This is a genomic window from Faecalibacterium sp. An122 (genome assembly GCF_002160895.1).
GTDB lineage: Bacteria > Bacillota > Clostridia > Oscillospirales > Ruminococcaceae > Faecalibacterium.
In genome coordinates this window covers 1-12,925 of record NZ_NFLL01000024.1, presented here as the reverse complement: position 1 = coordinate 12,925, position 12,925 = coordinate 1, and the positions used below count along the sequence as shown (strand labels likewise).

The 12,925-nt window shown below is 49.2% G+C and carries 11 protein-coding genes and 1 pseudogene; 1 reads left to right on the top strand and 11 read right to left on the bottom strand.

Features of this window, described 5'->3' with window-relative positions; translation table 11 throughout:
* Nucleotides 1-8: 8 nt before the first annotated feature.
* From B5E67_RS12060 to B5E67_RS12045, 4 genes are all read right to left on the bottom strand, one after another.
* Entirely contained in the window at nucleotides 9-869 is an 861-nt protein-coding gene (locus B5E67_RS12060; RefSeq protein WP_087385497.1) for a glycerophosphodiester phosphodiesterase family protein, read from the bottom strand.
* Between the two features lie 35 nt (nucleotides 870-904).
* The gene (locus B5E67_RS12055) at nucleotides 905-2,623 is read right to left on the bottom strand and encodes an iron ABC transporter permease (RefSeq protein ID WP_087385496.1); all 1,719 of its coding nucleotides are present in this window, start codon (nucleotides 2,621-2,623) and stop codon (nucleotides 905-907) included.
* Between the two features lie 5 nt (nucleotides 2,624-2,628).
* On the bottom strand, nucleotides 2,629-3,642 hold the full coding sequence (locus tag B5E67_RS12050) for an ABC transporter ATP-binding protein (protein WP_087385495.1): 1,014 nt from the start codon (nucleotides 3,640-3,642) through the stop codon (nucleotides 2,629-2,631).
* Between the two features lie 112 nt (nucleotides 3,643-3,754).
* On the bottom strand, nucleotides 3,755-4,858 hold the full coding sequence (locus tag B5E67_RS12045; protein ID WP_158098897.1) for an extracellular solute-binding protein: 1,104 nt from the start codon (nucleotides 4,856-4,858) through the stop codon (nucleotides 3,755-3,757).
* A gap of 355 nt (nucleotides 4,859-5,213) precedes the next feature.
* Between B5E67_RS12045 and B5E67_RS12040 the strand changes: the two genes are divergently transcribed.
* Nucleotides 5,214-7,397: an extracellular solute-binding protein gene (locus tag B5E67_RS12040; protein ID WP_158098896.1), complete on the top strand. Its 2,184-nt coding sequence runs from the start codon at nucleotides 5,214-5,216 to the stop codon at nucleotides 7,395-7,397.
* Between the two features lie 277 nt (nucleotides 7,398-7,674).
* On the opposite strand, the gene B5E67_RS12035 is transcribed toward B5E67_RS12040, so the two are convergent.
* The 7 genes and pseudogenes from B5E67_RS12035 to B5E67_RS12005 form a co-directional block, all read right to left on the bottom strand.
* On the bottom strand, nucleotides 7,675-8,409 hold the full coding sequence (locus B5E67_RS12035) for a hypothetical protein (protein ID WP_087385492.1): 735 nt from the start codon (nucleotides 8,407-8,409) through the stop codon (nucleotides 7,675-7,677).
* 269 nt (nucleotides 8,410-8,678) lie between these two features.
* A complete protein-coding gene (locus B5E67_RS16105; RefSeq protein ID WP_343286525.1) occupies nucleotides 8,679-8,852 on the bottom strand; it encodes a hypothetical protein in 174 nt (57 codons plus the stop codon).
* 115 nt (nucleotides 8,853-8,967) lie between these two features.
* Entirely contained in the window at nucleotides 8,968-9,351 is a 384-nt protein-coding gene (locus B5E67_RS12025) for a TnpV protein (RefSeq protein ID WP_087385491.1), read from the bottom strand.
* A complete protein-coding gene (locus B5E67_RS12020) occupies nucleotides 9,348-11,216 on the bottom strand; it encodes a recombinase family protein (protein ID WP_087385515.1) in 1,869 nt (622 codons plus the stop codon). Before B5E67_RS12020 ends, B5E67_RS12025 begins: the two co-directional genes overlap by 4 nt.
* Nucleotides 11,217-11,313: 97 nt before the next feature.
* Nucleotides 11,314-11,814: pseudogene (locus tag B5E67_RS16100) on the bottom strand (type IV secretory system conjugative DNA transfer family protein); the annotation flags it as partial.
* Between the two features lie 35 nt (nucleotides 11,815-11,849).
* Nucleotides 11,850-12,041, bottom strand: coding sequence for a transposon-encoded TnpW family protein (locus B5E67_RS12010; RefSeq protein ID WP_087385489.1), 192 nt, complete (start codon nucleotides 12,039-12,041; stop codon nucleotides 11,850-11,852).
* Between the two features lie 122 nt (nucleotides 12,042-12,163).
* The coding region (locus B5E67_RS12005) for an AAA family ATPase (protein ID WP_158098895.1) at nucleotides 12,164-12,925 on the bottom strand (762 nt) is incomplete at its 5' end.

Sequence of the window (12,925 nt, the reverse complement as noted above, 5' to 3'; positions counted from 1 at the left end):
GTCTATGGTTACACGCCCAGTTTGCGATTCCGGTAATTTGCAAGCTGCGAAGGCCAGTCGGTCTGGATCACGTTGTATCCCCGCTCCATCAGCACGCCCCACGCGGCATCGCCGCCTTCCCGCAGAGCCTTGTCATCGTCAAAGGTTCCGCTCAGGACATGATGGTCACTCAGGGTGATGCTGTTAACCCAGACATAAAGCCCCTGTTCCCGAATCCACTTCAGATTTTCCTCTTCAAACATTTCGGAATCAGCTGAGCCGGCAATTGCCTCTACACCAACCACGTTGATCTGGTCGTAGCTCAGCACCTTGCGCAACTCATCCATATTGTAAACAATGGGCATATACATGTACTTAACCGGGCAGTTCTGGAAAAAGGAGAGATACTCCTCTTTGACCGGTGTTTTAATGATTGCCTGTTTGAGCACATGGGGATACTTTCGCATTGCTTCGTCGGTTTCCGCCAAAATAGGCCACGCACGGTCCACGTTAAACAGTTCGCCCTGGGTGAAATGGGCCAGGACTTCTTCAAACCGTTCCACATGTTTGCCGCTTGCGTCTCCGATGCTGTTCTGGAACACCAGGGAGTCGATCTGCTCCGAAGACATTGTCTTGATGTTCTCTTTCTGGTTCAGCAGACGTTGCTCGTACCCATCATGGAAACAGAACAATTCTCCATCTGCGGATTTGGAAAGATCGCATTCAAACATATCTGCCCCCATCCCCAATGCCAGTTCAAAAGAAGGAATGGTGTTTTCAATCACATTCCCGCCCCAGGCCCCGCGATGTACTGCAATCAGAACTTTCTTCTCTTCCAGACGTGCATTCAAAAGTTCGTTCGTCTGGGCATATTCTTTTTTACCAATCATATCAAAACCTCATTTAAATTGATTTTCCCGTAAGCTTAGTCCTTACTTTTATCGATCTTGTTGCCGCGGCCATAGACCAGGTACATCACAATTGCCGAAATAATCATCATCAGAACTGCATACACAAAGGTCAGGGCTGCGTTATCGGCATTTGTTTCCGAGTCTGTTAAGGATTTAATATAAACGCCCAGAGGTTTGTTCAGCGGATGGTACATAAAGACCGACATGTCGTAATCGCCCAGCAATCCGTTGAAGTTCAGGGCGAAAATCGCCAGGACAGTAGGCAAAATGATCGGCAACTGAACCCGCATAAAGGTATAGAACGGCTTTGCCCCCATATTGCGCGCTGCATCCTCCAGCGAATCATCCAGAGAGAAGAACGCAGCTTTGGTCATACGCAGGGTAAAGGGAATCTTAATAATTACATACCCGATCAGCATAATGATGGATGTTCCGGTAAGAACCTTGTTGAGCATCCAGGGCCGGGGCGTATTGTAAGTGGTAATCAACCCAAGGGCCATCAGAGTGGTCGGCAAAAGCCAGGGAATCAGCAAGCCATATTCCATCGCTCCGCTCAGCCGGTCCTTGCGCTTCTGGAGAATCCGGCAGGCAACCAAAACGATCACGGCTGCAATCGAAGCGGCAATTGCCGAATAGCAAATACTGACCATAAACGGTTTATAGGAAGAGGCTTTCTGAAAAATGGCAATGTAGTTTTGAAGGGTGAAGCTGGAAAGGGTCAACTTTTTGCTGGCGATGGTTGCAGAATCTGTAAAGGAGAAAAGGACAACCAGGCTGACAGGAACCACATAGATTAAGAAGAGGAAATATGCATAGACATGCGCCAACACATTCAGGACCGGATTACGGATTTTTTGTTTGACGATGGTGGTTTTAACCTTCGAGATGGACATATAGTGGCCGCGCTTTTCGATCTGGATCATGATCGTCAGCAGAAGAATGGTCGCCACCCCCAGAAACAGTGCCAGCAGCGCCGCCAGAGGACGGGAACTTATGTTGTTGGCAAAGGTCAGGATCATCGGTGTAATGGTTTGGAAATCCCGGCCGCCCACCAGCAGAGGTGCAGAAGTCGCCGACAGACCTGTAATAAAGGTCAGGATGGTCACCGCCATCAGGGAGGGAGTCAACACGGGAAATACCACTCGGGTCAGAATACGGAATTGAGATGCCCCCATATTCTGGGCCGCTTCGACGGTCTGAAAGTCTACTGAGCGCATGGCGTTGCGCAGAAAGATCATATGGTTGGAGGTACAGGCAAAGGTCATAACAAACAGCACGGCCCAGTAGCCCTCGAACCAATCGATCGGGAAATTCGGAAAGATCTTGACAAACAGCGAGGTTAGGATGCCGGTTTTTCCGTAGATGAACTTGTAACCGGACACCAGGATAATGCCGCCGTAAATCAGAGTCGTCATGTAGCCAAGCCGCAGGATATTTGCGCCTTTGATGTCAAAATACTCTGTGATTAACACCAGGCTGATGCCCACAAAGCCGACGGTTAAAGACAGCGATGGCGCTAGAATTAGACTGTTGCGCAGGCTTCGCATGGCTTTTTCAGAGTTGATCAGCTTAGTAAATACCTCTGTGGTAAAGTGGCCGTCCTGGTAAAACACGCTCACAATCGTGTTCAGATTCGGGAACAGCAAAAAAGAAAAGATGAACCACGCAAAGAAGGCAAAGACCGCAATGCTCCAAAGCTTTTCAGGTGTAAAAGAGATTTTCTTTTCTTTCATCGGAATCACCCCTCATACTGCATAATGTCAGCAGGGTTGTAACTCAGCGTTACCGTGTCTCCCTTCTGGTACAAGGGCTTGCCGCTGTTCTTTTCGACAACTTTGACAGTCTGCCCCAGTGCCCGGACCGTGTACTTGATGTATAGGCCATAGAACTCATAGTCTTCAACAACGGCCTCTGTCTTCAGCGTATCATTCGCCATGTGCTCATTGACGTGCATCCGTTCCAAGCGGATATAGCAGTGTTTGCTGGTATCAACCCCAGCTTTATCTGCGCCGGTCCCCACCAGGAACGCCTCGCCCAGCCGGTTGATGTCACCGATGAAGTTGCAGACAAACTCTGTGGCCGAGTGGCTGTAAATCTCATCAGGGCGGCCAATCTGCTCGATGACGCCTTTGTTGAAAACTGCAATCCGATCCGAAAGGGTCAGCGCTTCTTCCTGGTCGTGGGTAACATAAACTGTGGTAATGCCGAAACGTTTCTGCAAATCCTTCAGCTCGTTGCGCAGCTGAACCCGCAGCTTAGCATCCAGATTGGACAGCGGCTCATCCAGGCAGATGATCTCTGGGTTGGTCGCCAGTGCGCGGGCGATAGCCACACGCTGCTGCTGACCGCCGGACAGCTCCGAGACTTTCTTTTTCAGCTGATCCTCGCTCAGATCGACCTTTCTGCCCATCTCGATGACCTTTTTGCGGATTTCTTCCTTATTCATCTTTTTGACCTGGAGGCCAAAAGCGATATTTTCATACACCGTCATGGTCGGGAACAGCGCATAGCTCTGGAAAACCATCCCGATATTCCGTTTTTCAATCGGAGTGTTGGTAATATCTTTCCCGCGAACGCTGACTGTACCATTGCTGGGAGAAATAAATCCAGTGATCGTGCGCAGAGTCGTGGTTTTGCCGCAACCAGAGGGACCCAGGAAGGTAAAAAATTCGCCTTCCTGAATATCAATGTTAATATCCTGCAACGCCTTAAAAGTGCCAAAAGTCACTTCGATATGCTCAAGCTTAATCATGCTTCCACCTCAAAGCCGATCTGTTACAAAAAAGCCGGCTCGCGATAATATATTTGCAAACCGGCCTTTCCAATTTATTCAGTGTGAACAAGCGAACTTTCTGTCAGGAGAATTACGGCATATACTCCAGCATGATCTTCTCACACCATGCGTCGATATTCTTAGCCACCAGTGCCCAGTCAATCTGCTGTGCAGGCAATTTGGAAATCTCCTGGTTGAACTCATTGGCCATGCTCACCGCATTGGTATTTGCGGGTAACGTCGAAAAAGCCTTCGCCCACTCGCCCTGGATCTGGGCGCTGCCAAACCAGTTGACGAAACGCTTCGCCTCGTCTACGTTCTTGGTACCGTTGACGATTGCAACGCCTTCAACCGCATAAGGCACACCAACATCCGGAACCGCATAACCAGTCTTTGTCCCGTACTGCTCGTCGCGGGTCTCAATACCAGAAGACCACATCTGACCGCAGACTACCGTGCTGGTGTCGCTGACGATCTGCCCATACAGATCTACGCCGCTCTCATTGGGAACACCATGTTTGTAGTATTCTGCAATGGCATCCCAGCCCTCCTGAGAAATCCCCAGGTCTCCATTGGGGTCTGCGTAGCGGACCAGAATGCCTGCGAGCACGTTGCGCACGGTGCCGCCGCCTAGGCCGGTCAGGTACTCGTACTTCTGGTCGAATTCGGGCTTGGTCCACAGATCCGGCCAATCTTTCGGAGCTTCTTCAGGCGACATCTGGTTCAAATCGTACACCAGCAGAATCGCCTGTTTGACAATTGCGTGATAGTAGCCATCAGGATCGTTCAATCCCGCAGGAATTTCATCGGCCCACTCCGGAACGTAGGGCAGAAGAATATCTTCCGCTTTCAGTGACTCCCAGATAATTGCATTAAGACCGAACACAACATCCGCAATCGGAGCGCTCTTTTCTGCCAGCAGACGGTTCTGCGTGTCAGCAGCACCCGCGCCCACAACCTGTACGCTGAAGCCATCCTGTGCCGCACGTTCAATCAGCCATGCGTCTCGGCCATCCGTCTCCGAATTGGTATAGATATTCAGCGTCACACCGGTTCCTTTATTGGAGGGCATATCGCTTGTGCTGGAAACAGCAGCCTGCGCGCTGGAAGAGGACGCGCCGCAGGCTGTCAGCGCGGAAGTTGCGGCCGCAAGAGCAGCAGCCTGGATGAAACAACGGCGAGAAATCTTTTTCATAGCAATACTCCTTTTTATAAATCTTGAGGTTGTCTTTTTCTTCGTCAGTGTGATAAGTTCCATTCATTTGCCTTGTGTTGTAATCATCATAGCACGCAAATTGGAACGAGTCAATAAATCCCAACACATTTTTTGTTAAAAAGCGCCGTTTTCTCCTATATCAACAAATATCGTTAACGTTTTATGTGCAATATACCTTGTTTTTGCCGTTTTTTCTCCGCAATATCGCATTTTCTCTTGCGTCAAAAAATGACTCGTTCCAATATTTGTTCATTTCTTCAAAGTTTTGTCTTGTAATTCTGTCTAAATTAAGTTATCATCATTATAGAAACTAGTGACAAAGGAGGGTCTTTTCGTGCCCACCATCAACGATATCGCAAAAGAAGCGGGAGTTTCGCACGGTACAGTTTCAAATGTCCTCAACAAAACCGGAAAGGTAAGCATCGAGAAAATTCGATTGGTCGAGGAAGCTATCAAAAAGCTGGGATATGTGCCCAATGTTCAGGCCCAGCGGCTTCGGCAAGGAGCCCCAAGCACGATTGCTGTTCTCTTGCCGTCCCTGAAAGAAACGAAATATATTGATTTTTTCACGGCGATCCAGCTGAATTTTCCGAAGAGCCAAAATAGTTTGTTAGTATACCAAACAGAGGATATTCCAGCGGAAGAAGAGGCCATTTTAGACAATTTGCGAGTTTCGGGCCTGGTTGCACTCATTACAGTTTCCTGCCTAAGCAAAGAATGTCTTGAAAAATACCGGAGTCTCCCCTGCCCTGTGATCTATATTGACCGCAAGCCCTGTGATCTACGCTCCAACGAATGGTTCATTGCATTTGACACGTCCCAGATCGGCGAGGACATTGCTGTTTATTGTTCCAGTCAAGCATGGCAACGCATGGCTTATTTCGGTGCCAGTCGGCACGGTGAATCAGAAGATCTCCTACTGAAGAACCTAAAGGCAAGTTTTTCTTCTCATAACCTTTCCCTCCACCCCGTTTCCGCCAACTACAAACTAGCCCTAAATCAAGCATTTGATTTTGCCCACATCTGTGCACAATATGACGCGATCCTACTACAGAGTTCTATTTGCATGGATGCGTTGTTCTCTGCGTTTCAACTCCTGCACATCGAGAAAATTCCAGCTATAGTGATCATTGGAGCCTATTCTGCACCGGCAAGAGAACAATGGAAATCTTATCAGCTGGACTATGGGTTTCTCGGTATTCGGACAGTTAAAATGCTATCGAAGCTCTCAGAACTCAGCGAAAACAGCTCCCAAGAAGCACTCTTCCGGCCCAAAGGCTTCGCCGACCATCTGTCTTCTCTCAAGCGGATGCCCGGCGGAGAATTAACCATGCTCACCCTGGAAAATCCTTCCACCCAGGCTCTTAAGAATCTTCTCCCGGAATTTGAGTATTACAGCGGAATCAAAGTCCGACTGATCAGTGTTCCCTACGATGACTTGCTTGCCCAGCTCAACCTGATTGGTCCCCAATTCACTTACGATATGATCCGAATTGATGTGGCACAATTTGACGATGTAGGCAAGAAAATATATCTTCCCTTTGACGAGATCCCCATTTCGTCTGACGAGCTTCCTCCTCGCCTAATCCAAAGTGGTTACAACAATTATTCGCTTTTGGAAAATCGTATCTATGCCCTTCCGCTTGACCCCAGCGTACAGATATTTTTATATCGGGCAGATCTATTTAATGATGCAAAGCTATGCAGGGCCTACTATGAACACTTTCATGAGAACCTGGCGGTTCCCACCACTTATGACCAGTATCTCCATGTTGCCGAATTCTTTTCCCAAGAACATAATCCCGACTCTCCCACCGAATATGGAACCACTTTGACCTGTGGTTCTGCCGCGGTGGCAGCAAGCGATTTTCTCCCATTTTATCTTTCCAAAACTGACAGTCTGTGCGATGCCGATGGGCGAATTCGGCTCGATACGCCAGCAATGGAAGAAGCCGTCCGCCAATACCAGACTTTAGAGAAATTCGCCTGCAAACAGAATTGGTGGGGCGATAGCATCCGGCAGTTTTCCGAAGGAAGAACAGCCATGACCATCGTCTACTCCAACTATGCGGCCGCTTTGATCAACTCCAAAAATTCAACCGTGGTTGGCAAAGTTGGTGCCGCGGTTATCCCCGGTAGAAAACCCCTGCTGGGTGGCGGTGTGGTCGGCATCTCCCGATACAGTACAAAAGTGGATGCCTGCAAACAGTTTTTCAATTGGTATTATTCCACCGAAATTGCATCCCTTTTAGTTCGGCTAGGCGGCACCTCTCCTATTATAGACGCTTATGAAGACTTCCAAAACTATAGCATCTTCCCTTGGATGAATACCTCCAAAAAAAGTTTTGGATTAGGTCAACGTGGCATAAAGGATGGATCTCATGAAAATTTCTCTATCCAAAAATATGAATTTGCCATCGGCACCACGATCCGAAATGTCCTCCAAGGTATGATGTCTGTAGAGGGAGCAGGCAAAATGGCTCAGGCGCTTTATGACGCATCCGATTCACTGCAGTAAGCTATTCCATTGAACAGCCTTTTCCACTTTCACTTCATCGATAACATTGCCCCTAACTGCGGTCAAAATCACAGGCTCTGCGCTGCAGCGTATGGAATATGAACAAAGCCCCGGTTGAACACAAGCGTGTTCGAGCCGGGGCTTATATCATTCTCGAACTCTTCTTCGTTGGACGTATAGAAAAAATGGTGGCAGTGGTCAACTCCCAATGTCTCTGAGCGATCTATTTTTCACTTCCAGATAATACTTTTTGCAGTCTGGAATAGCTCCTCCTGTTTTAGTTCATGTCAACGATATCTACCCCTGTAATCAAGTTGCTTTCTCTATATCGCCCTGCTTCAAAAGAAATATCTTTGGGTGCTTGTTCCATTAGCAATGGAATCTGCTGTAGATCTATCACTTCGCAGAATTGTCCATCCGTAAAAACAACATAGGATATCCACGCTTTATACGCATCCAGAAAATGCAGCATGGCTACATCCTCCTGTAGCTGGTAGAAATGGACAAACTCTCCCTCACGCATGGTTTTGAAAAGCGGCCCAACGTATTCCACCAAAAAAATACCAATATTTTTCGCCCCTGTATATTTTTTCAACGAGCAGATATGATGTCCCCAATTTTCACGAAAAGACGATTGGAACATCTTATAGCTATACTCTGGCGGGATCATTTCATATGATGTAGTACTTATGGTGTTTTTCATTGGAAGCGGCATCTGTTCCAGCTCCTGACGCAATTTGTCTTGGATACCGTCCATTTCCCGATGAAACTCTGCTTGCTTTTGTTTATGACAGGAGCCCTTTTTATTCTCTTTCGATGCTGTGATCTGAAAATGTTCGATGAAACCATCCCTAAACACAAAATCCGGAAATTTGCTCGCCTCTAAATTCGGTTTTGCACGCTCAAGTATCGATGCAACCATTCGCCAATCACGGCAGAAAAAGCGGATTTTATCCCCATATAAATGCTCTCTTACCCGGTCAAGGCAGCGGCTTTCCTGTTCGCCTCTCATCCCTCGATCTCCCTAACAATCTTGTCAATCTCATCCCGCAGCACCTGATGATCATCACCAAGACATTACGTCTTTGGCCATTATCTTCATGTTGCTTTGCTTCTTATTATAATGTATCCTGATACACGTTACAAACCTTATTATGTAATATCAGCAAACCCAAACCGCTGTATGAAAACCATACAGCGGCATAACGCGCAAGCTCATCATAATGACCAAACACTAAAGGCGACAGAAATATTATTCAAAATTCTTTTACCTTTTTAATATTAAAGCATGGACTCAACTTGTTTCATTACCTCCTGCTGGACCAATAGTCCTACTGAAACTCCAACCTTGAAGTGGCACTCGTTCTCCTCGCTCTGGGCGATGGAAGCCTGATCCTGGAGTTCTTCCACTAGGTCGTAATCGTCCTTGCTCAGCTTTTCAGCCAGCCGATCCATAATCTTCTCTCAGGCTTTCAGTGCGTTCCGGTATTTTTCAGACTTCGGTACAACCGTTTCACTGGGATAAAAGTCGCCGCTATAGATTGCTTCCAGAATCATCGTTCTGCCCTCCTCATACATAAATCATCTCAGCCTGGATGATCTCCTCGGCCCGGCTACGGATGGAGTTCATGGCCTGTACCCATCGCACCGGATCAGTTGCTTTCATCTCCTCGGTGATGCCTTCAGCCTGAACCATCTGCTGGACAATCAGACGGCACCGTTCGGCAGCCTGTTCATCCAGGTCGGACAAGATGGTGTGCAGCCTGCCGGATAGAAGCAGTGATTGATAAAGGAGAGGACGGTAGGTTTTCAGGTATTCCTTATGTAGTCGGCCCCAGCGGCCGATGGGGCGGTTATCTTCCGGCAGTTTCAGTGCCGGAAGATAATAATTGTCCGTCAGGACATAATCCAGACCGTTCCTGTTGTCGTGGATATGATGCTGCAGCTTGTTCATGCAGATTCTCCTTTCGGCCCTGTGTCCAGGCATTTCTGATTGGGAAGATAATACACACCCTTTGCTCGATCTTCGGCTCGGATTGCTTCTTTCTTGGCGTCCATGGCGGCTTTCTTAGCTGCCTTGGTTTTCTGGTAGTAGGCGTCCTGCCAGCCGTTCGCTTTCCGGCGGAGATAGGCTTCGTGCCGTTTCTGGCGCAGCCGTTCCGTTTCTTCCAGGGCGGCCCGTTCTTCCTCGGATGGCGGATTGATCTCCTGCATCCCGAACTTGCCAACAAAATTAAAGTAGATCTCAATGGTCTGCGGGGAATTCGCCACGCCCTTGTAATCCCGTTCATGCACAAAGATTTTGTAGATGAACTGGTTCAGCATGACGGCATCCAGTTCTTCAAAGTTCTGGTACTTTTTCACCAGTGCAATAAACTTGTCCGCTGACTTCTGTTCCTGTTCATATTCATCCACTTTCTTTTGCAGAGCTGCGGCTTCTATTTCAAGGGTTTCCTGTTCTTTGGTGTACTGTGCCTCCAGAGTCCGATACCGCTTATCCGTGAGCTTTCCCAGAGTGTTGTCCTCATAGATTTTACAGAGCAGGGTTTCCAGCTCATCCAGTCGCTTTTGGCAGGCAGTGAGCCGAGTCTTCTGACCCTTCATTTCGCTGGACTGCCGGTTTTCGATCTCAGACTTTACGATACAGGCAAATTCTTCTTCATCCTCTTTTGAGAACCGAACGATTTCCCGCAGTGTTTCCTGGAGTAGTTTCATTATCGAATCAGCATTGACCCAGTGTCCGCTGGCGCATTTGCTGCCAACGGGGATTTTGCCATAACCAGAACAGGAAAAGTTTGCTGTGCGGTTGCCATTTCCGGTACGGTGAATGTACATCGGACTGCCACAGTCTGCACAATATAGCAGACCTGCCAGGGGATGAGCTTCTCCCCATCCGTCCGGGTAGCGCCGGACGCTAACACGCATCCGCTGCACCGTATCGTAGGTTTCCTGGTCGATGATTGGCTCATGGGTGTCCTTGATGATGGTCCATTGGTCCTGGTCAACATAGTGGCTTTTCTTGTCCTTGAAGTGCTTTCGTGTTTTGAAATTGCAGGTGTGCCCCAGGTAAGAGGGATTGGTCAGGATGTGGACGATGGTGGAACTACCCCACCGGTAGGGGGACTTGATTTCTCGAGTCTTCCACAGGCCGATCCCCAGCTTCTGGTGATAGTAAGCCGGAATTTCAATGTGTTCGTTTGAGAGAATGGCTGCGATCTGGTAAGGACCTTTGCCTTCCATGGTCATACGGTAGATCCGCTGGACAATCGGAGCCGCTACCGGGTCGATCACCCATTGGTTTTTATCCCGTTCTGATTTCAGATACCCATAGGGCACGGAACTGCTGGTGTGCTTTCCTGCAAGATTCTTCGCCTGAAAAGCAGAACGAATTTTTTTGCTTGTATCACGAGCGTACCATTCGTTCATAATATTTCTGAATGGAGTAAACTCATCATCGCCTTTGAGGGTGTCCACACTGTCATTCAGGGCAATTAGCCGAGTGTCGTGTTTCCGCAGCACCTCCATATAGGTTCCAACTTGCAGATAGTCACGACCGAAACGACTCATGTCTTTCACAATGACCGCCGAGATTCGGTCGGCTTTGACCTCGTCAATCATTTTTTGAAAGCCGGGCCGGTCAAACCGGGTACCGGAGATGCCATCGTCGGTGAAGTGAACACAGTTGGAAAAACCCTGCTGTTCCGCATAATCCTCCAGGATGCGCTTCTGGTTTGAGATCGAGTTGGATTCGCCTTGCAGCTCATCGTCGTGGCTCAGGCGTTCGTAGAGCGCAGGATAGCGTTCGGATTTCCTTGCCACTAGGATCACGCCCCTTTCATCGTTTAATCGTCAATTTTAACATCTTCCAAACCGGTTTGAATCAAGCGATATTAAAATTCTGTCTGCATTCTATAACACCCGCAGCCAGCTTGTACTTTTTGTACTGACGGACGGCGAAGTGGTTGGGCTTCTCTGCCTCCAGCGCGTCAAACATCAGGTCCACGGGGTTCTTGAACTCCTCGTCATCCTCCCGGACCTCCATCGCGTTGATGAACTCGATGAGGGTGGAGAAATTCTGTTCCTCCACCGGGGCCTCGTAGTGGATATACCCAATGAGGGCGCAGTACAAAAGCGTCTCGGCCTTAACCCAAAAATCGTCCCCGGCCTTGCCCTCGCCCTTGGTGTTGGCGATCAGCGTCGTGACCAGTTTCAAGATGTCCTTTTCGGAGTGGATGTAGGCAAAGGGATTATAGTGCATGGACTTCTTGAAGTTGATGGTATTGAGGACTTTGATCCGATAAGGCTCATAGATGTCCTTGCCGTGCTTATCCTTCATGGGCTTGCCGTCCTTGCCCAGCTTGGGTGTGCCGCGCTGAAGCATTTTGCCGCACTCCACCAGGATGGTGCCTTTCGGGTTTTGTCAATAAGGAACAAGAAAAAAGTATCTTGCTTTTAAGCGGTTTCATCGCCGCTGTCGTTCTTGATAAGGCGCACAACCTTGTCCGTAAAGGTTTCCCGGCTGGTTTCGCTGAAATGGATATGAATGTCAAAGGTCGTGCCGCCGATGTTCTTCACAAGGTCGGGTTTGGCGGTCAGAGGGGAAGCGGCTGCGGGGGCGCTGGTCTTGCTGGTTTCATTGTTCATAGGCTGCTCCTTTCTATGAGAAAAGCCCCATGCGGCAGCACATGGGGCGGTGGTTGAGGGTTGAAGTGGCGAAGTGGCAAAGTGGCAAGGTATCTGGGTTTTGCCACTTGGATTTTGCCACTTCATTTTTTGAGGGCGTGATACCATGCCGCGCCGATGCGCTTTGAGGTAATGCGCCCGTCAAGGTTTTTCTTTGCCGCCCGGACGGTACGGGCAGAAATCCCGGCTTCGGCTGCGGCCTTATCAATGTCCTCGCTGGCAAGCTCTTTTCCGTCTGCAAGTAAATCAAGTATCAGCCGTTCCGCCTGTTCGGTCTTGGTGGCGGTGTTCCCGCCCGCGCCGGACAGCAGCTCGTCGGCGGTAATGTCATACTCGCCTATCCATGAAAAGCCTGTTTCCGGGTCAAGGCAAAAGGCAACGGGCTTGCCCTCCGGCGCAAGGGAAGATTTGTCATGGACGATAACACGCACATTCGGCTCCCGCTTCACGCGCCCGATCAGCAGGACGCTCCTTGCTGCGGCGCGGAAGTCGATAGAACCTAAGCCCCGGTATGCGCTCTGCCCTCCGGCAGCTTTGTTCAAGTGTCCGATAAGGATAACGGCGCACCCGGTACGCTCGGCAACATCGGCAAGGCGGCGGAACATGGGGCGCACTTCGTTTGCCCTGTTCATGTCGGTTTTCTCGCCCATGTACGCCTGTATGGGGTCAAGGATAATCAACCGCGCCTCGTTCTGCGTGATTGCCTTTTCTATGCGCTCGTCGGAGAGGGTAAGCTCCCGCTTGGCTTCATCAATCACAAGCACGCGGTCAAGGTCGGCTTCGGCTTCTATCAAGCGGGGCTTGACGGTATCGCCCAGCCCGTCCTCGGCGGTCTGGTAAATCAC